Raw genomic sequence first — 24,950 nt, forward strand, 5'->3', positions numbered from 1 at the left:
CAATGCTTAAACGTATTGACTGATTTTCCGGCGCAGACGCCCGGACTGAGACCAATCCGACCGGCCCAAGTGCCTCGCGCGCAAGTGATCTGCCTGATCGCCAAGATGATCGTCAAACCATAACGCAAGCGCCTGACGGTGCAGCATAAGGTTTCGGCTGGCTGTGAATGTCACCTTGCAGCCGCCCTTGTCCCGCGGCGTTATTTCGATCTCGTAGGTGCCTTCAACAAGGCTGCGGTTCTTCGGGTCAACCTCACCTACGTGGTGATACTTTGCGAAATGCGGCGCGTCTTTCTTGAGATAGGTCATGGTCTGATGTTCATAGACTGATCCCCCGTGCGTGTACTGTACCGCATAGCTGTCAGGTTCATCCGGATCAGGTTCAAGCATGTAAAGCATGCTGTCCCAATGATCCGCGATGGGGGCTTCACCGGGCACGAGTTCGGTCCATAGTTCTTGCGCAGATTTGGGCGAGACAAAGCTGCGTTTGGATCTGTAATCCACCCAGATGCGGAACCGGTCCAAAACTTCACCATAGATGACTGAAAAAATCATGACTGTCAGAATGAAAGGCCAGAATGACCCGATAAGCGGAACTTCATAAGCCGCTGGAAACACCACACTCATGGACGCACTCGCAAACGTAACAAGGCCAGTCAGTTCAATCATCATACGCCAGTTCGGCAAAAGCAAAATCAACAAGGCACTCACGGCAAAAATGCATGTCGCAACAACCAAAGATGTCAAAACAAGCGTCGTGACCAGGATCCACGTCGGGTAAGTGCCAAGTACCCCAAGACCGCCCATGTCGAGCACCATCATCATCAGGGCAAGTGTGCCAAAGAAGCTCCCAAAAAGCAGGCGACGGCGTTGACGGTATATCAGGCGCAGCATCGGACGTCCTTTCGCTGATTTTGCGCCATGGGCTAAAGCGGAAATTCGGCATCATTAAGGAGGGGGATTGGCCATTTCGGGAAAGGGCGCTGCCTGCCTTTGCGGCAATCAAGCTTGTACCCTGTCATCGAAGTGTTAGCTCAGACCCAGACCCTGCTGTCACATCCATTGAAAGGCGATGCGCGATGACCGAGAAACTGTTTACCCCCATCAAACTGGGGGCCATTGAAGCGGCAAACCGCGTCGCCATGGCCCCGCTAACCCGCAATCGCGCCGATAATGACACCGCAGAGGTGGCAGAGATGCATGTCGAATATTATCGGCAGCGTGCGGGTGCGGGCCTTATCATTTCCGAAGCCTCACAGATCAGTGCAGAGGGTAAGGGATACATTCAGACACCCGGCATCTACACCGAAGGGCAGGTGCGCGCATGGCGCAAGGTGACGGATGCGGTTCATGCCGAAGGCGGCAAGATCGTGATCCAGCTTTGGCATGTGGGCCGGATCAGTCACACATCGTTGCAGCCAGACGGGCAGGCACCGGTTGCCCCTTCAGCGTTGAATGCTGGCGTCAAAACGTTCACGGCCAATGGGTTCGAAGAAACGTCAGACCCGCGCGCGCTTGATACATCGGAAATGGACCGGATCGTCTATGACTTCGCGCATGCGGCGGAAATGGCGATACGAGCGGGGTTTGACGGTGTCGAGGTACATGCCGCAAACGGGTATTTACTGGATCAGTTTCTCAAGACCGGATCAAACAAGCGCGACGACGAATATGGCGGCAGCCTTGAAAATCGCGCCCGGCTGCTGATGCAGGTCATGGGCGCGGTGACCAAGGCGATTGGTGGCGACCGCACGGGGATCCGTCTGTCTCCGTTCTCGCCTGCGAACGGCATCAGCGATGACGATCCTCAGGAAACCTTTGAATACGTCATCGAACATCTCAATCAGTTCAACCTTGCCTATCTTCACATGGTCGAGGGCGCGACAGGCGGTTCAAGAGAGCTGGCCGAGGGCCAAAGCATTGACGCGCTGCGGCAGATCTTTGACGGCCCATACATTGCCAACAACGGCTATGACCGCGATATGGCGCTCCGGGCTGTGGCGACGGGCCACGCTGACATGATCGCCATTGGTCGACCGTTCATCGCCAATCCTGATCTTGTGGAACGATACAAGCAAAATGCGCCGCTGAACGAGGGCGATCGCAATACATACTACGGCGGCGCGCGGTCCGGTTATACCGATTACCCGACACTCGCTGAATGAACACAACGGCCCGGTGTGGCGTTCTGCCGCTTTCCTGAGACAAGCTTTGTGGAAACCGTTGCAAAGCCTCGCTCACCGTTCGTTTTTCATTCAAACGAGAGCAAAAGTCTGGTTGCCTCCGGGCCTCCGCCAAGCGAAGATGCCATCAAAGCCCGCTTAAGGGATTGAAACAGGTTGGTCAGTGACACATATCTGACCCAGAACAGGAGACGGCATTGGTTGCCTCGAAAGGGACCGGAACTGTCTTGCTAATGTAAGGAATTGAGCATGTTAGAACCTTTGAACGCGTCCTATCCGGTCTTGCCGCTGCGGGATATTGTGGTTTTCCCCCACATGATCGTGCCGCTGTTTGTCGGACGCGAAAAGTCTGTCCGCGCCCTCGAAGAGGTGATGGCGGATGACAAACAAATCCTTCTTTCCAGTCAGGTCGATCCCGGCGAGGATGATCCGACAGTCGAAGGGATTTTCAAGGCCGGTGTCCTCGCGAACGTCCTGCAGCTGCTGAAACTGCCCGACGGTACTGTGAAAGTACTGGTCGAGGGGCAGGCGCGCGTGCGCATCACCGACTACCTTGAGAACGAAAATTTCTTTGAAGCCCGTGCCGAATATCTCACTGAGATGCCCGGCGATGCGGCCACCACTCAGGCGTTGCTGCGCTCTGTCGCGGATGAGTTCGAACGCTATGCGAAGGTCAAGAAGAACGTCCCGGACGAGGCGTTGGCGGCGGTCGGTGAAACGACAGAGGCTGCCCGTCTGGCTGACCTTGTCGCCGGCCATCTGGGTATCGAAGTAGATCAGAAACAAGACTTGCTTGAGACGCTCAGCGTGTCCGAGCGGCTTGAGAAAGTCTATGGTCTGATGCAGGGCGAACTGTCCGTGCTGCAGGTCGAGAAAAAGATCAAGACCCGCGTGAAGTCCCAGATGGAGCGGACCCAGCGCGAGTATTATCTCAACGAACAGATGAAGGCGATTCAGCAAGAGCTGGGCGATGGTGAAGACGGCAAGAACGAAGTTGCCGAACTTGAAGAGAAAATCGCCGAGACCAAACTGAGCAAGGAAGCCAAGGAAAAGGCCGAAGCCGAACTGAAGAAGCTCAAGAACATGAGCCCGATGTCGGCCGAAGCCACCGTTGTGCGTAACTACCTTGACTGGATGCTGTCGATCCCGTGGGGCAAGAAGTCCCGCGTGAAGAAGAACCTCGCCAAGGCGCAGGAGATTTTGGACGATGATCACTTCGGCCTTGAAAAGGTAAAGGAGCGGATTGTTGAATATCTTGCGGTGCAGCAGCGTTCTTCCAAGCTGAAAGGCCCGATCATGTGCCTTGTTGGCCCTCCCGGGGTTGGTAAAACATCGCTTGGTAAATCTGTGGCCAAGGCAACGGGACGTGAGTTCATCCGCATCTCCCTTGGCGGCGTGCGCGATGAGAGCGAGATCCGCGGCCACCGCCGGACCTACATTGGCTCCATGCCCGGCAAGATCATTCAGGCGCTGAAAAAGGCGAAAACCACGAATCCGCTCATCCTGCTCGATGAAATCGACAAGATGGGGCAGGACTTCCGGGGTGATCCGGCATCGGCAATGCTGGAAGTGCTTGATCCGGAACAGAACTCCACCTTTGTGGATCACTATCTCGAGGTCGAGTACGACCTCAGCAACGTGATGTTCCTGACCACGTCGAACAGCTACAACATGCCGGGGCCATTGCTTGACCGGATGGAGATCATCCCGCTGTCGGGCTACACCGAGGACGAAAAGCTGGAGATTGCCAAGCAGCATTTGGTGACCAAGCAGGTCAAGAACCACGGTCTGAAGGAAAAAGAGTTCAAGATCGAGGACTCTGCAATCCTTGGTATCATTCGCTACTATACCCGCGAGGCGGGTGTGCGGAACCTTGAGCGTGAAATCGCCAAGGTGGCGCGCAAGTCCCTGACGAAGATCATCAAGAAGGAAGCCGATCGCGTTGTCGTGACCGAAGACAACCTTGATGAATTCCTTGGCGTGCGCAAGCACCGCTATGGCCTGGCCGAAAAAGAGGATCAGATCGGTGTTGTCACCGGGTTGGCCTACACCTCGGTCGGAGGCGAGCTTTTGCAGATCGAGGCGCTGCGCCTGCCGGGCAAGGGCCGGATGAAGACCACTGGTAAGCTGGGCGATGTGATGAAGGAATCCATCGACGCGGCAAGCTCTTACGTGCGCTCGATCAGCCCGAAGATCGGGGTGAAGCCGCCGAAGTTCGACACGCTGGACATCCACGTGCACGTGCCTGATGGCGCAACGCCGAAAGATGGTCCTTCTGCTGGTCTGGCGATGGTGACATCGATCGTCTCCGTGCTGACGCAGATCCCCGTGCGTAAAGACATCGCCATGACGGGCGAAGTTTCGCTGCGCGGAAATGCGATGCCGATTGGCGGGTTGAAAGAAAAGCTGCTTGCAGCCCTGCGCGGCGGTATCACCACAGTTTTGATCCCGCAGGAGAACGAAAAGGACCTGCCGGACATTCCGGACAACGTGAAAGAGGGGTTGACGATCATCCCGGTCGATCACGTTTCTGAGGTGCTTAAACACGCGTTGGTTCGCAAACCTGAAGCCATCGAATGGGATCAGGAAGCCGAGGACGCAGCGGCTGCAGCAGCACTCGCCGGAAAGTCATCTGGCGGCGACACGGCCACCGCGCATTAAGAGCGGACAGGATCCAGAAAAAATGAAGCGCCCCGCGTCGAACGCGGGGCGCTTTTTTTATGGTAGGTCGTTGCCGCTGATTTGTTTTGATCATGGATCAGCTAAGCAGGCGGCATCATCAGCACGGCGTCAGAGCTGCGAATGATCGCCCCCGCGACGATGACTGCCGGATCAATCATCGGGTAGGATACTGAACTGAAAAAGCGGATCCACCACCGACAGTGCAGCTGGAAAAGCTACCAGAATCGCAGTCCATTTCTTGTCGATCTTCCCAGTCATCCGCCTGCTTTAAAATGGTTCAGATGCGCCAAGAGGCAAGCAAAGCTAGATATTTGCGCAGTTCTCAGCTAACATGCGGCCAGGCAAGAAACAAAAAAGAGCGAGAAATCCGTGAGCACAGCAACATCGAAAGCTGCCAAAACCAAGACGGCCAGCAAAAGTAGTAAAGCCCCGAAAACAGAAACAAAACCAACGAGATCAGTGTCAAAGGTTGCCGCAGTAAACCCGGCACCAACAGCTATGGTAACAGGGAAAGCGCCTGCGCCAGCAAAAGCCGCGTCACCGACTGTGGTCGACGCCCCGCAAGCGGTGATCCTGGGGCCAGTCATGCGCAAAAAAGAACTAATTGAGACGGTCGTGACTCGCTCTGGCATGAAAAAGAAAGACGTCAAGCCGGTTGTTGAAACGTTGTTGGCGGTCATGGGCGACGCGCTGAGCGACAATCGTGAACTGAACCTGCCACCGTTTGGCCAGTTGAAAGTCCGCAAGGAAAAGCAGCTTCGCAATGGACGCATGGTGGTGGCGAAGATCCGCCAAACCAAGCCACCTGCACAGACTGATGTGCTCAAGGCAGTGGACACCGACAAGTCATAACCCCATCAGCCACCTGAATTCCTCTGCACCTCTTGCGCGCAGCGGCGCAAGACGGTAATTGGCCTGCCAACGGGTGATTAGCTCAGTGGTAGAGCGCTTCGTTCACATCGAAGATGTCAGGAGTTCAAATCTCTTATCACCCACCATACTCATCTTTTCGCCATGCGTAGGCGTCATTGACGCTGTTGTTCCACTGCTTTGGCTGCATCGAAATTGAGGAAGACGCGGTCAATTTAATGCTAGGGCACTTCACGCTCTGCTCGCGGTAACACAGAAACACTTCTGGCCATTTCGCACCTTTTCTATGCACTTCGGCACGCACCGTTGGTTTTCGGGGGCTTCAACCCCAGTCGCTTTGCGGCTAGAGCAATAGCTGTTTAAGTCCCGGAGGCTTTTGGATGCCAAGCTACCCCAAAATCTGGTTTTTGCGCCATGGTCAGACCGAATGGAACAAGGACTATCGCCTTCAAGGGCAACTCGATTCACCTTTGACCGATCAGGGCATCGCTGATGCGCAGCGTCAGGCAGGGTTAATGGCACCGATTCTAGAGCAGAAGCCGGCTATTTTTGTCTCTCCGCTAGGACGTGCGCGCGCAACGGCTGAGATTGCTTTGGGCGGTATGCCATTCCTGACCGATAACCGGCTGATGGAAATTCATGCGGGCAGGTGGCAAGGGCGGCTGAGAGAGGACATTCTTGCCGATCATCCAGAGTGGGCAGAAAAGCGCCCCAGCGCGCTCGAGGTATACGAGGCCGCGCCTGAGGGTGAGGGGCTGCAAGCATTTCACACGCGGATCACGGCCTTTCTCGAAGAACTGACCATGCCGACGGTCATCGTTGCACATGGCTTACTGGGTCAGGTTCTGCGCGCGCAGGTCCGCGGCCTTAATCTGAGCGACGCAGGGCATTTGTCGAACCGCCAAGGTTGCATTTACGTGCTTCAGGACGGGACCGAGACGCTATTGGAGAGCGATGCATGACCACGGTACCGCCCCTCTATGTCCTGCGCCATGGAGAAACGGAGTGGAACCTGACAGGGCGACTTCAGGGGCGGTTCGATTCTCATCTGACCCCGACAGGTGTTGCGCAGGCAAGAGAACAACGCGCCATTCTTCAGCGGCGTGATCTGACCCGGTTCGGAGCCATCAGCAGCCCGCAGGGTCGCGCACGCGAAACCGCACGTATCGCGCTGGAGGGTCTGCTTTCGCCAGTCATGACGGATGCTGCACTCAGCGAGATCGGACTTGGGGACTGGGCTGGCGAATCTCGCGCCGAGATGATCGCGCAAAGCGGTGCACGCGATGGCTTTGCGCTATATGAGCTTGCTCCGGACGGTGAGGGGTTCGACGCACTCCATGCCAGATGCGCAGCGTTCTTGCGCGGATTACGAGGGCCGTCGGTTCTGGTGACACATGGGATAACCTCGCGCATGCTGCGCCTGATCGCTACGGACCAAAGCATCGGTGCCTTGCGGGATATCGAAGGTGGACAGGGCGTGGTTTTTTATATTGAGAACGGCAAACAGAGACGTCTTACATTAGGGGCTTGAAGCCCCGCCCATGCTTGCGCTAAGAGATCGCCACGGCGGGTCGTTAGCTCAGTTGGTAGAGCGCTTCGTTTACACCGAAGATGTCGGGAGTTCGAGCCTCTCACGACCCACCATTCCTCCTCGCGCCCTGCGATCGATACTGGATCCAGCTTTTTAGATTTGGCGTCGCGTCCGATGGTCTGCGCCTTTGCGCAGACTAGCTGTGCATTGCGCATTCGCGTGGTTTTCTTATCTTTGGTTCATAGCAGAGAGGAGATCATGTATGAGCTGGAACCCCGCCCTTGATCCTGACTGTCCCATCGGTGATGCCGTGGACGCGATTGAAACCGTGATCGTTCCGCGCGCCCGTGATCTGGGTGGCTTTGAAGTGCGTCGTGCACTGCCTGCGCCCAAACGGCAAATGGTCGGGCCTTTCATTTTCTTTGATCAAATGGGCCCGGCTGAATTTCTGACTGGCAAGGGGATTGACGTAAGGCCGCATCCGCACATCGGACTGGCGACCGTCACCTATCTGTACAAGGGCAAAATCCATCATCGCGACAGTTTAGGCACCGATCAGTGGATAGAGCCGGGCGCGGTGAACTGGATGGTCGCTGGTCATGGAATTACCCATTCAGAAAGGGCTGACGGTGACTACATCAAACAGCCACATAGTCTGTTTGGCCTGCAAACATGGGTGGCACTGCCGCAAAAATATGAAGACGCCGGTGCTGCGTTCGAACATGCGCCAAAAGACAGCCTTCCGTTGCTGGAGGGTGAGGGCAAACAGGTGCGCCTGATCCTCGGCAATGCATATGGTGAGACAGCCCCTGTCAATGTGTTCTCGGAGACGTTCTATGCTGATGCTCTGCTTGAAGCCGGTGCCAGTATTCCCATGCCCGATGATCACGAGGATCGGGGACTTTATGTTGTTTCAGGTGCTGTGACCGTTGCGGGGCAGGATTTTGAAGCGGGGCAAATGTTGGTCTTTCGTCCCGGCGACCGGATTTCCGCCAGGGCAGGCGACGAGGGCGCGCGGGTCATGCTGTTGGGTGGGGCGACCATGGACGGACCACGTCACATCTGGTGGAATTTCGTTGCGTCCAGCAAGGACCGTATCGATGCGGCGAAAGAAGCATGGCGCGCAGGGGATTGGGCGCATGGCCGGTTCAGATTGCCGCCAGGCGATGATGCCGAATTCATTCCGGCACCTGTTCGCTAGGCGTCATTTGACTTGTCTTGCAGAGTTTTTGCGGACGCAGGAAAATTTCTGCATTTCTCGCAGGTTTGCGTCTTGACGCGTCACGCTGCCGCCCATATTACGACCCAACGCTTTGGGGGTCACCTCAAAGCTTGCAGCGGGCGGTTGTAGCTCAGTTGGTTAGAGTACCGGCCTGTCACGCCGGGGGTCGCGGGTTCGAGCCCCGTCAACCGCGCCACCGCTGTCTGAAAAGGGTCCCTCCGGGGGCCCTTTTTTCGTTTTGTCGCATTAAATGATGCGCGGCTTATCCACCATTCATACCATCTCGTTAAGGTAAGAAATCCAGTAGCGCCCGCGCCGTCTCCTCAGGATATTCATCAACGAAGAAGTGACCGCCTGGCACCCCCAAGCTTTGCATGTTCTCCAGCCTGTCTGACCAAGTGGAGGGCACGTCGTAGGCGAGGCCCATCGGGCCATCAGCGCCGTATATCACCAGTGCCGGACACGTGACCCGCTTTCCAAGGTCAGCAGCGTCCAGATCGAAATCTACGTCCAAGGCGGCCCTGTAATCTGCGCACATGCCCCGGATCGCGTCCGGGCTGCGCCACGCGGTGCGGTAAGCATCAAGCGCGTCCGGATCAAAGTCGGTCAGCGCGGTCGAGCCCCATCCTGTCAGGCAGGATTCGAAATAGGTGTCGGGGTCGTGTCCGATCATGGTCTCTGGAAAGGGCGCGGGCTGAGCCAGAAAAAACCAGTGGTAATAGGCGCGGGCGACATGGCGGTTCAGATCATCCAGCAACAGATGCGTCGGTACGATGTCCATCACTATCAGGCTTTGAACCGCGCTAGCATGATCCAGCGCCAAGCGGTGCGCGGTGCGTGCGCCGCGGTCATGGCCCACCAGATGGAAGGTCTCAAATCCCAGATGTTGCATCAGCGCCTGCTGGTCGCCCGCCATGTGCCGGAACGAGTAATTCTCGGTTCCTTCTGGTTTGCTGCTGTCGCCGTATCCTCGCAGATCACTGGCCACCACAGTGAATCGCGAGGCCAGCAAAGGCGCCACGGCATGCCACATCGCGTGGGTTTGCGGAAAGCCGTGCAGCAACAACAGTGCCGGTCCATTGCCTCCCTTGGCATAAGCGATGCGCTGGCCATTGACCTCGGCCAGGCCCGGCTCAAATCCCTGAAGTATTGTCATTGCTGCGGCCTCTCTCACTGGTGTTATTTCCGGCCTAACAATCATGGCAGACCAAGTGTAGGAGGGCGTATGAACACCACAACTGTCAACACCGCCCGCCTTGGTATCCTATGCATGCTGGCGGGAATGTTCTTTATTTCGATGAACGACATGTTGGTGAAGTCTCTTTCTTCCGGGTACCCGCTGCACCAATTGATCTTGCTACGCTCTGTCGTTGCGATTGTTTTTACGGTGATGCTCTTGATGTACGAGGGCGGTCTGAAGCTGCTGAATACTGGGCGCTGGCTTCTGCACGGGATGCGCGCGGTTTTCATCCTGATCGCGAATACCGCTCTTTATGCAGCAATCGCCTCCATGCCGCTCGCCACGGCGACATCGCTATACTTCGTGGCACCGCTCTTTGTCACACTGCTGTCGATCCCCGTGCTTGGCGAAACCGTGGGGCCGCGCAGGTTTCTGGCGATTGGCGTTGGCTTTGCAGGTGTCATGATCATGATGGCCCCACAGTTCAGCATGGGTGAGGGCGGTCTAGGTTGGGTCGTCCTGCTCCCGGTGGTCGCAGCGGCGTTCTATGCGTCAATGTCGGTGCTGACCCGCAAACTGGGTCAGACCAGCCGCGCCTCCGCACTGGCACTGCACATGCAATTCGCTTTCATCTCGATCAGTGCATTGGTTTGGCTGGTGGCCGGGGACGGAAGGTTCGTCACACCCGACAGCAATCCATCCATGCAATTCCTGCTGCGCGCGTGGGTCTGGCCAGCTCCTGCCGATTGGCTGCCGATACTGGGCCTTGGCTTCATGTCTGCAATCATCGGATACCTGATGACGCAGGCATACCGGTTAAGCCGCGCCTCTGCCGTCGCACCCTTTGAATACGTGTTGCTGATCTTCTCGCTGTTCTGGGGCTGGACGGTCTTTGGCGAATGGCCTCAGGCCAGCACGCTTGTGGGCGCCGCAATCGTTATCGGATCAGGCGTTTACGTCTTTGTCCGCGAGGGCAGGCTCAAATCAAAAAGGGCGGCCTGAGCCGCCCCTTTTTTCAAGTCAGTGCATCAAGGATCCTCGCCCAAGACCGGATCCCTTTGTGAAAGCTCTCCATGTCATATTTCTCGTTCGGAGAATGCAGCGCGTCGTCGTCTTTGCCGAAACCGATCAACATCGGCTCTGTCCCCAGAATCTGCTGAAAGTGCCCCGCGATGGGGATGGAGCCGCCGCAGCCAATATAGGCAGCCGGGATGTTCCATTCGTCCGACAAGGCCTTGCGCGCGGCTTCAAACATCGGGTCAGAGAAATCGGCCCCCGACGCGCCACTGGCACCATGCGGGGCAAAGCTGACCTCGCAATCAGGTGGGAGCATCTCTGAGACCATCGCACGGAAATTCTCGCGGATGGCCAGCGGATCCTGTGTGCCGACCAGACGGAAGCTGATCTTGGCGTGCGCTTTTGATGGCAGAACTGTCTTGAAACCATCGCCAGTATAGCCGCCCCAGATACCGTTTACCTCGCAGGTGGGGCGTGACCAGATCATCTCAAGCGGGGTGCGGTCCTGTTCTCCGGCGGGATCTGACAAACCGACATCTTCAAGAAATTTCTGGTGGTTGAACGCCAACCCCTGCCATTGCGCCTCCAGGTCGTCCGACAACTCAGGAACCCCGTCATAGAAGCCGGGGATCGTGATCCGACCAGTTTCATCATGAAGCGACGCGATGATTTTGCTGAGTACACGGATCGGGTTCATGGCAATGCCGCCGTACATGCCTGAATGCAGGTCAAGAGACGGACCCGTGATCGTGATTTCCTCGCCAAGCAGACCACGCAGCATCGTGACGATGGCGGGTGTCCGGGATTCGAACAGGCCGGTGTCACAAATCAGCGCGATGTCGGTTTTCAACTCATCCGCGTTCTCCTTCATGAACGGCACCAGCGAAGGCGAGCCTGATTCCTCCTCACCTTCGAGAAAGAAGGTGATACGGCAAGGCCAGTCGCCCTTGACGTTTTTCCACGCCCGCAAGGCTTCGACAAAGGTCATCAACTGGCCTTTGTCATCAGACGATCCGCGCCCCCGGATCACCGTACCTTTGGCGGTCTCCTCGATCTGGGGATCGAACGGGTCGTTGTCCCACAAATCCAGCGGATCCACGGGCTGCACATCATAGTGACCATAGAACAGAAGGTGCGGTCCGCTGTCGCCGACATGCCCCACCACCATGGGATGCCCCGGTGTGGGCCGTTTCGATACCTCAACGCCCAGTTCCGAAAGGTCGCGCACCAGCCAATCCGCCGCCCGGTCGCAGTCAGCTTTGTAGGCCGGATCGGTAGAAATCGAAGGGATTCGCAACAAATCGAGAAGACGTTCGGTTGCGGCGGGCAGATCGTCGTCGATGCGGGCAAGTACGGCGTCGAGGGACATGGTGTGGCTCCGTTTTTTGGAATTTGTCGGACCGTATCAGGCAGCGAAGCGGTGTCCAGAGGCATCGTTAAGCATTGCAGAGGGTGAAGCTGCAGGTGATGAAACACGGCAAAGTGATGCTTATTGCTGGCGCATTGGGGGTATCCAAAGGCATCAGAAAAAAGGGTGAGCGATGCCGGCGGCAAAGATTGTTGCGGATCGGAAACATGATTTCCTGAAAACCCTTGATACAGATCAAAGCTGCGACAAGTCGCACACCTCTATGACGTTGAAGACAAGGCTTTGTTTCTATATTAATTCTAAAACCTCTGCAGCGCGGGGGTATGAGACTGCCGCCACAGACTGCCGATTGGAGACGCGCATGGACTATACCGCGAAATTGGACGAGGCGATTGCGCGCCTGCACGATGAGGGCCGTTACCGCACTTTCATCGATATCGAGCGGCGCAAGGGCCAGTTCCCTCATGCGGTCTGGACCAAGCCAGATGGAACCGAACAGGACATCACTGTCTGGTGTGGGAACGACTACCTCGGCATGGGGCAGAACCCTGTTGTGCTGGAAGCCATGGAGGAAGCTTTGCATGCAACCGGAGCAGGGTCTGGTGGGACACGCAATATTTCTGGCACCACAGTCTATCACAAGCGGCTTGAGGCTGAATTGGCCGATTTGCATGGCAAGGAAGCAGCCTTGCTGTTTACGTCCGCCTACATTGCCAATGATGCGACGCTCTCCACCTTGCCCAAGCTTTTCCCCGGGCTGATTATCTATTCCGACGAATTGAACCACGCGTCGATGATTGAGGGCGTGCGCCGCAACGGTGGGGCGAAACGGATCTTTCGGCACAACGATGTCGCGCATCTGCGAGAGTTGCTGGAGGCCGACGATCCGGCAGCACCGAAAGTGATTGCCTTCGAATCCATCTATTCTATGGATGGGGATTTCGGGCCCATCGAAGCGATCTGCGATCTGGCCGATGAGTTCAATGCGCTGACATATATTGACGAGGTGCATGCGGTGGGCATGTACGGCCCGCGCGGGGCAGGGGTCGCGGAGCGTGATCGCCTGATGCACCGTCTGGACATCATCAACGGCACTTTGGCCAAGGCCTATGGTGTGATGGGCGGCTATATCGCAGCAAGCGCCAAAATGTGTGATGCGATCCGGTCTTATGCGCCCGGCTTTATCTTTACGACATCACTGCCGCCAGCAGTGGCAGCAGGTGCGGCGGCGTCGGTCAAATATCTCAAGACTGCGCAGGACTTGCGTGACAAGCACCAGCAGCAGGCAAAAGTGCTTAAAATGCGTCTCAAAGGTCTGGGTTTGCCAATCATTGATCACGGATCGCACATCGTTCCGGTTATGGTCGGTGATCCGGTGCATACGAAAATGCTGTCTGACATGCTGCTTGAAGACCACGGCATTTATGTTCAGCCGATCAACTTTCCCACCGTGCCACGCGGGACGGAACGGCTGCGGTTCACGCCGTCACCTGTTCATGAATTCAAAGAGATGGATGCGCTGGTAAAGGCGATGGACAGCCTTTGGTCGCATTGTGCGCTGAATCGCGCCGAGGCCGCCGGGTAGAAACGTATAATTCGTATTTCTCGTTGCACTGTGCTACGGTTATCGAAAGAAAAGACCAAATCCGAATCGTCTGCTGATTTCGGTAATTGGTTACAGGCACGTTAACTACGGGGCGATGGGATGATCGGGCGCTGGTCCTCTAAGGTCACTGAAGAAGAGCATGTTGAACCCAAGGGGTTTGATGCATTCGAACTCCGACTTGGGGACGTGATGCGCGGTGAACGCGCCACCATGGGCAAGTCGCTGCTGGACGTACAGCGCGAGCTCAGGATTAAAGCCTCTTACATTGCTGCGATTGAAAACGCCGATCCCGATGCGTTTGACACGCCCGGTTTCATTGCAGGTTATGTGCGGTCCTACGCGCGATATCTGAACATGGATCCGGACAAGGCGTTCGGTGCCTTTTGTAAAGAATCCGGCTTTCAGGTGGCGCACGGCATGTCTGCCGAAGCATCTGTGATCAAGAAGCCAGCTTTTGAAGACCGTAAAAAGCGCCCGGCTGAGGCTGATCTTTTTGCGCGGCCAAACACCCCATTCACACCCGCAGGCGAGAGTATTCTAAGCCGGATTGAGCCAAGTGCGATTGGCTCGATGCTGGTGCTTGTCGGCCTGATCGGTGCCATCGGTTTTGGTGGGTGGACGGTCCTGCAAGAAGTACAGCGGGTGCAGGTCGCTCCGGTTGATCAGACGCCGGTTGTGCTCTCTGATCTTGATCCGCTTGATGGCGCGCTGAGCGTTACTCAGGACGACACCGCCGATATCGCCTCTCCGCGCATGATGGACTCCCCAAGGGTTGAGGCGCTTGACCGTCTTTACCGTCCTCAGGCGCTTGACGTGCCGGTTCTGGTTGCACGCGATGCACCGATTGCCACCATTGATCCGCGTTTGGTCGGTAACTTTGCCACGCCTGACCCTGTTTCACCCGATCCGGCCATAACGACTGCTGCCTTGACGTTGGATGAAACACCAAGCGTGCCGCAAGTTGTCGAAGGTCCTGTAGCTGCTGTCCGTATGGTTGCAGCTTTTCCATCGTGGGTTCGCGTTCGCGCAGCCGATGGTACCGTGATCTTTGAAGGCGTAATGGACAAGGGGGACACTTGGGATGTCCCTGCGATGGAGGAACCTCCGACCCTTCGGACAGGCGAATCCGGTGCACTCTATTTCGCGATGGCTGATGGCTGCTATGGCCCCGTTGGCCCACGTGGAAGCATCACATCCAACCTGCCGCTCCACAATCAGGCTCTTGCTGAACTCTATCAGCCAGTTGATCCGACAGCAGACCAGTCGCTTAGCCGGATGTTTGCCGACCTGGCCGCTTCTGAGATTGATCCGGCGGTTTTGGCTGCCATGCCTTGCCAGACGAACTAGGCACCATTGCACCGCACCCTTGCTTTGACTAGGTATTGAGCAATCGCTCACAGCCTCGAGGCTTTATCTATGTCGCTGAACCACATCCGTCCCTGGCGCAATATCTATCGTAGAAAGTCGCGTCAGATCATGGTCGGCAACGTACCCGTCGGAGGGGATGCGCCGATCACCGTTCAGACGATGACGAACACGCTGACCACAGACGTCAAGGCTACCATTGCACAGGTGCAGGCGGCCGCAGATGCAGGTGCTGATATTGTCCGCATTTCTGTGCCTGACGAGGCATCATCGAAAGCGTTGAAACAAATCGTGCCGGAGGTCTCCGTTCCAATCGTTGCGGATATCCACTTTCATTATAAACGGGGGATTGAGGCGGCAGAAGCGGGAGCCGCCTGTCTTCGGATCAATCCGGGCAACATCGGCGATGAAAAACGCGTCAAAGAGGTGATCAAAGCAGCGCGTGATCACAATTGTTCAATTCGGATCGGTGTGAACGCGGGTTCCTTGGAAAAGCACTTGCTGGACAAGTATGGAGAGCCTTGCCCCGACGCGATGGTCGAGAGCGGTCTGGATCACATCAAGATCCTGCAGGATAACGACTTTCACGAGTTCAAGATCAGTTGCAAAGCGTCTGACGTCTTTATGGCTGCGGCTGCATATCAGCAGTTGGCCGAAGCCACGGATGCGCCAATTCATCTTGGCATCACCGAGGCAGGCGGTCTGGTCTCAGGCACGATCAAGTCGGCGATTGGCTTGGGCAACCTGCTCTGGATGGGCATCGGGGACACGATCCGTGTATCGCTCTCCGCCGATCCGATTGAAGAAGTAAAAGTCGGTTACGAAATTCTCAAATCCCTCGGCCTGCGTCATCGCGGCGTGAACATCATCTCTTGCCCGTCCTGCGCGCGGCAAGGTTTTGACGTGATCAAGACGGTTGAAGCACTGGAAAAGCGGCTCGAGCACATCAAGACACCGATGAGCCTGTCGATCATTGGCTGCGTTGTGAACGGTCCGGGTGAGGCGCTGATGACGGACGTTGGTTTCACCGGTGGAGGCGCGGGATCAGGTATGGTCTATCTTGCAGGCAAACAAAGCCATAAGCAGGACAACGACAGCATGATCGAGCATATCGTTGAGCAGGTTGAGAAAAAGGCGGCTGAGATAGATGCTGAAACAGCTCAGGCAGCGGAGTAACTTCGCCCTGTAAGTATTTGAAAGCGGGGATTAACCCCGCTTTTCGTTTACCAATGCCTTCATTTGATCGTAGGGCAGATACCCACGCAACATTTCGTCCTGCAGCACGAAGGTCGGTGTGCCGGTGATCTGCAACGTCTGTGCCAGCGCACGGGTCTCAACGATCTCGCGCGTCACCTCATCGCTGTCCATCCGCGCCTCAATCGCATCTGAATCGAGGCCGAAGGTAGTGGCGAGACGCCGCAAAGCAGGCAGCGTCACGTCTCCATTATAGACCATCAGCGCATCGTGCAGCGCTTTGTAGCTCTCGTTCCCGGCGATTTGTTTGGTCGCAACGGCGAAACGGGAAGCCAGTACAGATTGCTCTCCCAAGATCGGGAATTCTTTAACGATCAGACGGATGTTTCCATCAGTTTCCAACAGCTTGGCAACCTCGTCATGCGCCCGCTTGCAATACCCGCAGCGGTAGTCGAGGAATTCGACCAGCGTGATATCTCCGTCCGGGTTGCCGCCAACCCAGGAATAGCCATCGTCGAAAATCGCTTTCGCGTTGTCCGAAACCAAGCTGAGATCAGCCTGCGCTGCGGCCTCTGCCTCGCGGGACTGCAACAGCTCTACGGCTTCCATGATCACCTCTGGATTGTCCATCAGGTAAGAACGGACCTCGGCGCGGAACAGCGCGCGTTCTTCGTCGGTCAGTGCTTTGAGGTCCATGGCGGCCATGGGAAAGGCAAGGGTCGCGGCAAAAAGGATTGCGATCAAACGGGCGTACATAGGTTGGATCTTTCCAAGAGGGGTTGGGTTGACGCTGGCAGCGAAACGCAGTGATACACGCCCCAGTGATAGGAGCAAGCCCATGCGCATTTCAACCCGGTCCGCCGTTGATCCCTTTATTGTGATGGACGTCATGCAAGCCGCCTCGGCCGCAGAGGCGGCAGGCCAGCACATTATCCATATGGAGGTCGGACAGCCGGGGACGGGCGCGCCGAAAGGGGCTGCGGCCGCGCTGACAGCGGCGATGGATCAAGGCGCACTGGGGTATACGGTCGCACTGGGACTGCCCGCGTTGCGGGCGCGCATCGCACAGATGTACGGCGAATGGTATAATGTCGATCTTGACCCCGGTCGCGTGGTTATCACGTCGGGGTCGTCTGGCGGTTTCATCCTTGCGTTTACAGCGCTTTTCGACACCGGAGACAGGATAGGGATCGGCGCACCGGGTTATCCCAGCTACCGCCAGATCCTCAAGGCACTGGCATTGACGCCCGTTGACCTGCCGACCCAAGCCGAGAATCGCTATCAGCCGGTGCCGACCGATTTTGCGAGTATGGATCTTGCCGGGCTTTTGGTTGCGTCACCGGCCAACCCCACGGGAACGATGCTGGACAAAGATGCGATGGGCGCACTTATCGGCGCATGCGCGGAAACGGGCGCATCTTTTATCTCGGATGAGATCTATCACGGCATCGAATACGAGAAGAAGGCCGTCACCGCGCTTGAGGTTACCGATGACGCCTATGTCATCAATTCTTTCTCCAAGTATTTTTCCATGACCGGCTGGCGCGTGGGTTGGATGGTGGTCCCGGAGGACCACGTACGCGTGGTTGAACGACTTGCGCAAAACATGTTCATCTGCGCGCCTCACGTGAGCCAGATCGCCGCTCTTGCGGCGATGGACTGCGAGGATGAGCTACAGGCCAATATGGAAGTTTATCGCGAGAACCGGCAGCTGATGCTGGACGGGCTGGCAGATGCGGGGTTCAGCACCTTTGCGCCACCCGATGGGGCTTTCTATGTCTATGCGGACGTGTCCGATCTGACCGATGACAGCCGTGCCTTTGCCGCCGAAATTCTTGAGAAAGCACATGTGGCAGTCACACCGGGTCTTGATTTCGACCCAATCAGGGGCATCGGCACGGTTCGTTTTTCCTATGCGCGCAGCACGGCTGATATTCGCGAAGGTCTGCGGCGGCTGAAAGTGTTCATGCAAGGACGGTGATCTCTGACGGTTGCGTTGATTAGATCTCCTCATAGGTTTGGGGGTGCAGAACACTTGAGTGGCGATCTGCGCCAGATCTTGGGATGAGGTTTCCGAAAACAGTTCAAATCAGATGCTCACCGCGCTAGACTTCGCCACAACAAGAAGCGCGAAGCGGTGACATGATACGGGCAATTCTCAAGCTGTTGGCAGTGATGTTGACCTGCGCACAGATGGCAGGCGCGCAGGAACTCAGTGCTATTGCCCGTGTAAATCCAACAGAAAGTGAGATCAGTGACGGCTGGTTCGGAAGGACCCAGATCACCATCGCTCTGAGCCAGGGTGTGCCGTTCCGGGTGTTTCTTCTGGATAATCCCGCGCGGCTGGTCGTTGATTTTCGCGAGGCTGATTGGTCAGGGGTACGCCCGGAAATGATCTTGGCCGAGCCGGGCCGCATCACGGACATCCGTTTTGGTGCATTTCGCCCCGGTTGGTCCCGGCTGGTGGCCGACCTTGCAGAGCCGATGGTCCCAACCGAAATCGGGATGCCTGTCAACGCAGCCAGCGGTGCGGCAACACTCGAAATCGAGCTGAAGAAGGCGGACGCGGAAACCTATGCCGCTGCGGCGGGGGCCCCATCCGATCCGGCGTGGGCGATTGCGCTGACAAAACCGCCTGCACCGCAGAATCCAGATGCAGATCGATTTGTCGTGGCCATCGACCCCGGCCATGGTGGCATTGATCCAGGCGCCGAACGCGAGGGCGTCGCCGAGAAAGACTTGATGTTGAGCTTTGCCCGTGGCCTGCGCGAAGCGTTGCTGCGCAGCGGTGTGACTGCGGTCCTGACGCGGGAAGACGATGTATTCGTCGCTCTTGAGACCCGCGTCGCCATCGCCCATCAAGCACGTGCGGATATCTTTATCTCACTGCATGCAGACATTCTCAGTCAGGGTGGGGCCAAGGGCGCGACCGTCTACACGCTTTCAGAAGAAGCCAGCGACGCGGCCACGGCGCACCTTGCTGCGCGGCACAATCGGTCGGATATTATCGCGGGCGCAGATCTGACAGGGTCTGACGATCAGGTCGCGGGCATCCTTCTGGATCTTGCCCGGCAGGAAACCGAGCCGCGCTCCGCTGAATTGGCTCAGGTTCTGGTTGAAGGGATGGCGCGCTCCGGGGGGCCAATGAACCGTCGACCGTTGCGAAAGGCCGGGTTCTCAGTGCTTAAGTCAGCGGATATTCCGTCTGTGCTGGTTGAAGTTGGATTCTTGAGCTCCGAACGGGATCTGAAAAACCTGCGCGATCCGGTTTGGAGGTCAGTCATGATCAACGCCATGGCGGATGCCATTCTGGCATGGCGCGATCAGGATGCAGCACGGGCGCCCTTGGTGCGTCAGTAATCACGCATTCGTGCGCAGGGAATGGCCGACAAGCCGCTGCGTGATGTTTTGACGCCCCTGCGCAACTACCCTATAAGAGGGGCATAACAGCCACGCAGAGGGCGGACAGCGGTGTTCAGATTTATCCTTTCTTTTCTGGGTGGTATCTTTACCACCTTGACCATGAGCATCGGTATGGTCGCGCTGACCATTGGCGCGATTTTCTGGATGTACGGCCGCGACCTGCCGAGTCATGAAAGCCTTGCCCAATACACGCCGCCGACGATCAGCCGAATTTATTCGGGGCAGGGCCGATTGATTGACGAATTCGCCAAGGAACGTCGCCTTTTTGCGCCTGCGGATACGATCCCGCCGCTGATCAAGCAGGCGTTTATCTCTGCTGAAGACAAGAATTTCTACGACCACGACGGTTACGATTTGCGCGGTATCGCGGCGGCTGCGGTTGACGCTGTCAAGTCGCGGGGGCGCGACGTGCGCGGGGCATCTACAATCACGCAGCAGGTGATGAAAAACTTCCTTTTGTCCGGTGATCGCCGGGCCGAGCGCAAGATAAAGGAAATCATTCTTGCCGCGCGCTTGGAAGAAACGCTGGACAAGGAAAAGATCCTTGAACTCTATCTCAATGAAATTTTTCTGGGTCAGAACTCCTATGGTGTTGCGGCAGCATCGCAGACTTATTTCAACAAGACGCTCAGCGAATTAGCCCCTCACGAGGCGGCCTTCCTCGCATCACTGCCCAAGGCCCCGTCAGATTATCATCCGGTACGCCGCAAGGATCGCTTGCTGGCCCGCCGTAATTTCGTGCTGCGGGAAATGAACGAGAACGGGTACATCAGCGATGATGTTTACGCCGCTGAAAAGGCGCAACCGCTGCGGTCCGTGCAGAACGGTGATTTCGAAAGCTTCAAGGCGGAACTGCCACCGCGTGACTATTTCACCGATGAGATCCGGCGCCAGTTGTCACAGAACTTTGGCGAAGGAGAGTTCTTTACCGGTGGCCTGACCGTGCGTGCAACCATCGACAACGAGATGCAGCCGATTGCGGCAAACTCTCTGCGTCGCGAGCTTGAGGACTACGACCGGAGCAGGGGCGTTTGGCGCGGGACGGGAGAGAAAATCCCTGTCGATATGCTTGAAAGTGAAGAAAGCTGGCGCGCGGCGCTGGCCGATCTGCGGGTGCCGCGCGACATTGATCTGGAAAACAAGTGGTATCCGGCAGTTGTGCTGAGCGTGGGTGAGAACGATGCCCGTATCGGCATTGAAGGCGTGGAAGAGGACGCAGACGGCCATTTCATTCCGGCAAAAGACGTTCAATGGGCGCGGAAACTGCTTGAAGATGGCAAGCTTGCCAACAAGGCGCGCGTGGCAGGTGATCTGCTTGAGGTTGGCGATGTTGTTCTGGTCCGTCGGATGACTGCGGACAACGACGGCAGCTTCATTCGCTGGACGTTGCGGCAAGTCCCCGAAGTGCAGGGCGCATTTGTTGCAATGGACGTGGATACGGGCCGCGTCATCGCGATGCAGGGGGGCTTTTCGTATCAGGCTTCGGTCTTTAACCGTGCGACGCAGGCTCAGCGGCAGCCGGGCTCAAGCTTCAAGCCCTTTGTCTACGCCTCAGCGCTTGATAGCGGCTATTCTCCTGCGACGATCGTTGTCGACGCACCAATTGAGATCAACACACCGCAGGGTATCTGGCGGCCCAAGAACGCGTCGAACCGCTATTATGGGCCGACGCCGCTGCGCACGGGGATCGAACAGTCGCGCAACCTGATGACCATTCGCCTGGCCCAAGAGGTTGGCATGGATATTGTCGGCAGCTACGCGGAACGCTTCGGTGTCTATGATGATCTTGCGCCAGTGCTGGCCAACGCGCTCGGCTCGCAAGAGACGACGCTTTACCAGATGGTCAGCGCCTACGCCATGTTCGCCAACGGTGGCGAGCGGGTGCAGCCCACGCTGGTGGACCGCGTGCAGGACCGCTATGGCCGCACGGTTTACAAGCACGACGAACGCATCTGCAACGATTGCCAGTTGGCGAGCCTTGATCCCGGCGTAGCGCCGCGCGTGATTTCCAACCGAGAGCGGGTGATGGACCCGGTGACGGCCTATCAGCTGACCTCAATGATGCGTGGCGTGGTTGAACGCGGCACAGCCCGCAAGGCCGTCAATTTGCCCGTGCCGACAGCAGGCAAGACCGGCACCACCAACGATGCCAAGGACGTCTGGTTCATTGGATTCACCTCAAACATCGTGGCCGGTTGTTACATTGGCTACGACCAACCCAAACCGATGGGCCGCGGCGCCTCTGGTGGCGGCATGTGCGGCCCGGTTTTCCAACGCTTTATGTCTCAGGCCGTCCAGAAATACGGCGGTGGGCCCTTCACCGTGCCTGAGGCCTGTGAATTCATCAATATTGACAGGTTCAGTGGCGCACGGCTGAGCGATGAAGCGTCAGGACCAAACGTTGTGTCGGAATGCTTCCGCGAAGGCGAAGAGCCAATTTTCGGAATAACCTTTGACGGCGGGTTCGCCATGGGCGCAGACCTGCCGCTGGTTGAAGAAGTGGGCCGGGTCGCCAAGCAAGTCACAACCTCGACCGGCAAGAAAGCGGCTGTAGGCCCCAAGGCGAGCTTCGGTACATTGTCATCTGGTGGTCTCTACTAAGGAGTCGCAGCGTGAAACGCGGTCCAACGGCTTGCTGACACGCGGTGGCTGGTTTATGTCCGTGCAGGCATAGAACAAAGGCTTGAACCGGATGCGCGCAGAGGTACAAAATACCGTAGATCAGATTTCCAAGTCATTGGAATTGCTGGCACAACGGCTTGACGTTGAGACTGCTCAGCACCGTCTGGAAGAATTCAACGCGCGTGTTGAAGACCCAAACCTGTGGGACGACGCGGAAGCGGCGCAAAAGCTGATGCGCGACCGCCAGAGCCTTGTGGATGCCATCGGCACCTACGAGGGCATCAAGCAGGATCTGGCCGACAACGTTGAGCTGATTGAACTTGGCGAGATGGAAGAAGACACGGAGGTCGTGGCCGACGCTGAGGCCGCGCTGCTAAAGCTTGCGGAGAAAGCTGCACAGAAAGAGCTTGAGGCGCTTCTGGACGGTGAAGCGGATGGTAACGACACCTTTCTTGAGATTAACGCCGGGGCTGGCGGCACGGAAAGCTGTGACTGGGCCAACATGCTGGCGCGGATGTACGTCCGCTGGGCCGAGCGGAAGGGCTACAAGGTTGAACTGCAGGCGGAAAGCGCAGGCGATGAGGCGGGGATCAAATCCGCCACCTACAAGATTTCGGGGCACAATGCCTATGGCTGGTTGAAATCGGAAAGCGGTGTGCACCGGCTGGTGCGTATTTCCCCCTTCGATTCAGCGGCGAAGCGGCATACCTCCTTTACTTCGGTCAAGGTCTATCCGGTGGTTGATGATAACATTGAGATCGAGGTGAATCCGTCGGACATTCGCATCGATACGTATCGCTCTTCCGGGGCAGGCGGGCAGCACGTGAACACCACCGACTCTGCTGTGCGGATCACGCACCACCCCACCGGGATTGTTGTAACAAGCTCTGAGAAATCTCAGCACCAGAACCGTGATATAGCGATGAAAGCGCTGAAAAGCCGGCTGTATCAGTTGGAGTTGGATAAACGTTCGGCCCTCGTGAACGAAGCACATGAGAGCGCCGGTGATGCGGGGTGGGGCAACCAGATCAGGTCGTATGTGCTGCAGCCCTATCAGATGGTCAAAGACCTGCGCACGAATTATGAAACGTCAGACACAAAAGGCGTTCTTGATGGCGATCTGGACGGGCTGATGGGCGCTACGCTGGCCTTGGCTGTGAGTGGAAAGAGCCGGGCGGAGGCGCAAGGCAGCTAAGATTAGCTCAAATGCATTAAGGTGTTAAATGACAACGCCCTTGCTTTTTTCAAAATTAGTTGATTTTGTCTACTAATGCAAATCTGGGAAAATGATGCGCTTGCGCTGTCCACCGCCATTGAGCGTGGCAAGCTAAGCGCGGCTGAACTGATGCGGGCCACTTTGGACCGCATTGAAGCCGTGAATGGACCGATCAATGCGGTTGTATCATTGCGGGATGGTGACGCGCTGATGGCGGAGGCGCGCAAGGCAGACGACAGCCCGCGCAATGGATGGCTGCATGGCATTCCGATGGCCGTCAAGGACCTTGCCAACGTCAAAGGCCTTACCAACACCATGGGCTCGCCCATCTTTGCGGACAATGTGTCGGAACAGGATGATCTGTTTGTAACCCGTCTGCGTGCCGCTGGCGCCTTGATCATTGGCAAGACCAACACACCTGAGTTCGGGCTGGGAAGCCACACCTATAATCCCGTGCATGGCGTCACGCGGAATCCTTATGACACCACAAAATCTGCTGGCGGGTCTTCAGGCGGTGCTGCGGCGGCGCTGGCCTGCCGGATGCTAAGCGTCGCTGATGGCTCTGACATGATGGGATCGCTGCGCAATCCTGCTGGTTGGAACAACGTTTACGGTTTCCGCCCAACTTGGGGAACGGTCCCGTCCGAGCCGGTCGGAGATATGTTCATGCACCAGTTGGCCACGTCGGGGCCGATGGCTCTCAATCCTGCGGATCTTGCAGCATTACTTGATACGATGACCGGGCCTGATGCAAGACAACCTCACGGAAAGCCACATGTATTTACAGCTCCGATGCTGGCCTCACCGGTGCCGCAGCAGCGCATCGGATGGCTGGGCGATTGGGGCGGCGCGTTACCTCTTGAGGTCGGCATCAACGACATCAGTGAGGCCGCCCTTCGCCAAATGGAAGACCTTGGTCACCTGGTGGAGATCATCCCCGCGCCATTTGATGCGGATGATATGTGGGAAAGCTGGATTACTTTGCGTTCATACTCGGTCGCGGCGGGGTCTTTGGCGCTTTATGAGGACCCGGAAAAGCGCAAGTTCCTGAAACCTGCCGCCATTTGGGAGATTGAGCGTGGCATCGCCATGACGGCGATGGAATTGCACAAGGCAAGTCTTGTGCGTTCGGATTGGTTCCGTCGCACGACCGACCTGTTTGAGCAGGTAGATGTATTGGCCTTACCATCTGCACAGTGCTGGCCTTTCGATGCCGAGATCGACTTTCCCAAAGAAATAGCGGGCGTCAGCATGGATACATACCATCGCTGGATGCAGGTGGTGACACCGGCCAGTTTGATCGGGCTGCCTGTCGTGAATGTGCCGATCGGCTTTGGCGAAAATGGCCTGCCTGCAGGTCTGCAGCTTATTGGGCCGCGCGGGAGTGACGGCAGGCTCCTGCAATTGGCTCAGGATTGGCACGGGGCGACAGACTGGCCTAACCAACGCCCCCCACAATTTGGCTAAGGT

General features: G+C 57.0%; 19 protein-coding genes and 3 tRNA genes. 18 read left to right on the forward strand and 4 right to left on the reverse strand.

Annotation, left to right across the window (positions count from 1 at the left end; all coding sequences use genetic code 11):
* Positions 1 to 6: 6 nt before the first annotated feature.
* Positions 7 to 894 (reverse strand): FoF1 ATP synthase subunit a, encoded by an 888-nt coding sequence (locus GV827_RS06675; protein ID WP_164353014.1) that lies wholly within the window; start codon positions 892 to 894, stop codon positions 7 to 9.
* 185 nt (positions 895 to 1,079) lie between these two features.
* Here GV827_RS06675 and GV827_RS06680 point away from each other — a divergent pair, with 185 nt between their 5' ends.
* The 9 genes from GV827_RS06680 (at position 1,080) to GV827_RS06720 (ending at position 8,684) form a co-directional block, all read left to right on the forward strand.
* Complete coding sequence (locus tag GV827_RS06680) at positions 1,080 to 2,165, forward strand: alkene reductase (protein WP_164353015.1); 1,086 nt, start codon at positions 1,080 to 1,082, stop codon at positions 2,163 to 2,165.
* 267 nt (positions 2,166 to 2,432) lie between these two features.
* Positions 2,433 to 4,844 carry an endopeptidase La gene (lon, locus tag GV827_RS06685; RefSeq protein WP_164353016.1) on the forward strand — a complete coding sequence of 804 codons (2,412 nt, stop codon included), beginning with the start codon at positions 2,433 to 2,435 and terminating at the stop codon, positions 4,842 to 4,844.
* A 390-nt stretch (positions 4,845 to 5,234) separates the two neighbouring features.
* A complete protein-coding gene (locus tag GV827_RS23985) occupies positions 5,235 to 5,717 on the forward strand; it encodes an HU family DNA-binding protein (protein ID WP_328823119.1) in 483 nt (160 codons plus the stop codon).
* A gap of 71 nt (positions 5,718 to 5,788) precedes the next feature.
* Positions 5,789 to 5,863, forward strand: a tRNA-Val gene (locus GV827_RS06695).
* 252 nt (positions 5,864 to 6,115) lie between these two features.
* Entirely contained in the window at positions 6,116 to 6,697 is a 582-nt protein-coding gene (locus GV827_RS06700; RefSeq protein ID WP_164353017.1) for a histidine phosphatase family protein, read from the forward strand.
* Entirely contained in the window at positions 6,694 to 7,266 is a 573-nt protein-coding gene (locus GV827_RS06705; RefSeq protein ID WP_164353018.1) for a histidine phosphatase family protein, read from the forward strand. Before GV827_RS06700 ends, GV827_RS06705 begins: the two co-directional genes overlap by 4 nt.
* A 37-nt stretch (positions 7,267 to 7,303) precedes the next feature.
* Positions 7,304 to 7,379, forward strand: a tRNA-Val gene (locus GV827_RS06710).
* A gap of 149 nt (positions 7,380 to 7,528) precedes the next feature.
* Positions 7,529 to 8,467, forward strand: coding sequence for a pirin family protein (locus GV827_RS06715; protein WP_164353019.1), 939 nt, complete (start codon positions 7,529 to 7,531; stop codon positions 8,465 to 8,467).
* A 140-nt stretch (positions 8,468 to 8,607) separates the two neighbouring features.
* A tRNA-Asp gene (locus GV827_RS06720) sits at positions 8,608 to 8,684 on the forward strand.
* Positions 8,685 to 8,774: 90 nt separating this feature from the next.
* Here the strand turns inward: GV827_RS06720 and GV827_RS06725 are convergent.
* Positions 8,775 to 9,644: an alpha/beta fold hydrolase gene (locus GV827_RS06725; RefSeq protein WP_164353020.1), complete on the reverse strand. Its 870-nt coding sequence runs from the start codon at positions 9,642 to 9,644 to the stop codon at positions 8,775 to 8,777.
* 69 nt (positions 9,645 to 9,713) lie between these two features.
* Between GV827_RS06725 and GV827_RS06730 the strand changes: the two genes are divergently transcribed.
* Complete coding sequence (locus GV827_RS06730) at positions 9,714 to 10,670, forward strand: DMT family transporter (protein WP_164353021.1); 957 nt, start codon at positions 9,714 to 9,716, stop codon at positions 10,668 to 10,670.
* Between the two features lie 13 nt (positions 10,671 to 10,683).
* On the opposite strand, the gene GV827_RS06735 is transcribed toward GV827_RS06730, so the two are convergent.
* On the reverse strand, positions 10,684 to 12,054 hold the full coding sequence (locus GV827_RS06735; protein ID WP_164353022.1) for a M20/M25/M40 family metallo-hydrolase: 1,371 nt from the start codon (positions 12,052 to 12,054) through the stop codon (positions 10,684 to 10,686).
* Positions 12,055 to 12,415: 361 nt separating this feature from the next.
* On the opposite strand from GV827_RS06735, the gene hemA reads away from it, so the two are divergent.
* The 3 genes from hemA (at position 12,416) to ispG (ending at position 16,201) form a co-directional block, all read left to right on the forward strand.
* The gene (gene hemA, locus GV827_RS06740) at positions 12,416 to 13,639 is read left to right on the forward strand and encodes a 5-aminolevulinate synthase (protein ID WP_164353023.1); all 1,224 of its coding nucleotides are present in this window, start codon (positions 12,416 to 12,418) and stop codon (positions 13,637 to 13,639) included.
* Between the two features lie 120 nt (positions 13,640 to 13,759).
* Positions 13,760 to 15,007 (forward strand): helix-turn-helix domain-containing protein, encoded by a 1,248-nt coding sequence (locus GV827_RS06745; protein WP_164353024.1) that lies wholly within the window; start codon positions 13,760 to 13,762, stop codon positions 15,005 to 15,007.
* A gap of 69 nt (positions 15,008 to 15,076) precedes the next feature.
* The gene (gene ispG / locus GV827_RS06750; protein ID WP_164353025.1) at positions 15,077 to 16,201 is read left to right on the forward strand and encodes a flavodoxin-dependent (E)-4-hydroxy-3-methylbut-2-enyl-diphosphate synthase; all 1,125 of its coding nucleotides are present in this window, start codon (positions 15,077 to 15,079) and stop codon (positions 16,199 to 16,201) included.
* Positions 16,202 to 16,231: 30 nt separating this feature from the next.
* On the opposite strand, the gene GV827_RS06755 is transcribed toward ispG, so the two are convergent.
* Complete coding sequence (locus GV827_RS06755; protein ID WP_164353026.1) at positions 16,232 to 16,975, reverse strand: DsbA family protein; 744 nt, start codon at positions 16,973 to 16,975, stop codon at positions 16,232 to 16,234.
* An 82-nt stretch (positions 16,976 to 17,057) separates the two neighbouring features.
* Between GV827_RS06755 and GV827_RS06760 the strand changes: the two genes are divergently transcribed.
* From GV827_RS06760 to GV827_RS06780, 5 genes are all read left to right on the forward strand, one after another.
* Positions 17,058 to 18,200, forward strand: coding sequence for a pyridoxal phosphate-dependent aminotransferase (locus GV827_RS06760; RefSeq protein WP_164353027.1), 1,143 nt, complete (start codon positions 17,058 to 17,060; stop codon positions 18,198 to 18,200).
* 161 nt (positions 18,201 to 18,361) lie between these two features.
* Entirely contained in the window at positions 18,362 to 19,579 is a 1,218-nt protein-coding gene (locus GV827_RS06765) for an N-acetylmuramoyl-L-alanine amidase (RefSeq protein WP_164353028.1), read from the forward strand.
* Between the two features lie 111 nt (positions 19,580 to 19,690).
* Positions 19,691 to 22,243, forward strand: a complete 2,553-nt coding sequence (locus tag GV827_RS06770) for a penicillin-binding protein 1A (RefSeq protein ID WP_164353029.1) — start codon at positions 19,691 to 19,693, stop codon at positions 22,241 to 22,243.
* A 91-nt stretch (positions 22,244 to 22,334) separates the two neighbouring features.
* The gene (gene prfB, locus GV827_RS06775) at positions 22,335 to 23,459 is read left to right on the forward strand and encodes a peptide chain release factor 2 (RefSeq protein ID WP_164353030.1); all 1,125 of its coding nucleotides are present in this window, start codon (positions 22,335 to 22,337) and stop codon (positions 23,457 to 23,459) included.
* 75 nt (positions 23,460 to 23,534) lie between these two features.
* Positions 23,535 to 24,947 carry an amidase gene (locus GV827_RS06780; RefSeq protein ID WP_164353031.1) on the forward strand — a complete coding sequence of 471 codons (1,413 nt, stop codon included), beginning with the start codon at positions 23,535 to 23,537 and terminating at the stop codon, positions 24,945 to 24,947.
* Positions 24,948 to 24,950 lie beyond the last annotated feature (3 nt).

The organism is Sulfitobacter sediminilitoris, from assembly GCF_010667575.1.
In the GTDB taxonomy this organism is placed as follows: Bacteria; Pseudomonadota; Alphaproteobacteria; order Rhodobacterales; family Rhodobacteraceae; genus Sulfitobacter; species Sulfitobacter sediminilitoris.

Bases quoted from the DNA above. Each gene is read 5' to 3' on its own strand.
- GV827_RS06675 (WP_164353014.1), bottom strand. From the start codon at position 894: ATGCTGCGCCTGATATACCGTCAACGCCGTCGCCTGCTTTTTGGGAGC.
- GV827_RS06680 (WP_164353015.1), top strand. From the start codon at position 1,080: ATGACCGAGAAACTGTTTACCCCCATCAAACTGGGGGCCATTGAAGCG.
- lon (WP_164353016.1), top strand. From the start codon at position 2,433: ATGTTAGAACCTTTGAACGCGTCCTATCCGGTCTTGCCGCTGCGGGAT.
- GV827_RS06700 (WP_164353017.1), top strand. From the start codon at position 6,116: ATGCCAAGCTACCCCAAAATCTGGTTTTTGCGCCATGGTCAGACCGAA.
- GV827_RS06705 (WP_164353018.1), top strand. From the start codon at position 6,694: ATGACCACGGTACCGCCCCTCTATGTCCTGCGCCATGGAGAAACGGAG.
- GV827_RS06715 (WP_164353019.1), top strand. From the start codon at position 7,529: ATGAGCTGGAACCCCGCCCTTGATCCTGACTGTCCCATCGGTGATGCC.
- GV827_RS06725 (WP_164353020.1), bottom strand. From the start codon at position 9,644: ATGACAATACTTCAGGGATTTGAGCCGGGCCTGGCCGAGGTCAATGGC.
- GV827_RS06730 (WP_164353021.1), top strand. From the start codon at position 9,714: ATGAACACCACAACTGTCAACACCGCCCGCCTTGGTATCCTATGCATG.
- GV827_RS06735 (WP_164353022.1), bottom strand. From the start codon at position 12,054: ATGTCCCTCGACGCCGTACTTGCCCGCATCGACGACGATCTGCCCGCC.
- hemA (WP_164353023.1), top strand. From the start codon at position 12,416: ATGGACTATACCGCGAAATTGGACGAGGCGATTGCGCGCCTGCACGAT.
- GV827_RS06745 (WP_164353024.1), top strand. From the start codon at position 13,760: ATGATCGGGCGCTGGTCCTCTAAGGTCACTGAAGAAGAGCATGTTGAA.
- ispG (WP_164353025.1), top strand. From the start codon at position 15,077: ATGTCGCTGAACCACATCCGTCCCTGGCGCAATATCTATCGTAGAAAG.
- GV827_RS06755 (WP_164353026.1), bottom strand. From the start codon at position 16,975: ATGTACGCCCGTTTGATCGCAATCCTTTTTGCCGCGACCCTTGCCTTT.
- GV827_RS06760 (WP_164353027.1), top strand. From the start codon at position 17,058: ATGCGCATTTCAACCCGGTCCGCCGTTGATCCCTTTATTGTGATGGAC.
- GV827_RS06765 (WP_164353028.1), top strand. From the start codon at position 18,362: ATGATACGGGCAATTCTCAAGCTGTTGGCAGTGATGTTGACCTGCGCA.
- prfB (WP_164353030.1), top strand. From the start codon at position 22,335: ATGCGCGCAGAGGTACAAAATACCGTAGATCAGATTTCCAAGTCATTG.
- GV827_RS06780 (WP_164353031.1), top strand. From the start codon at position 23,535: ATGCAAATCTGGGAAAATGATGCGCTTGCGCTGTCCACCGCCATTGAG.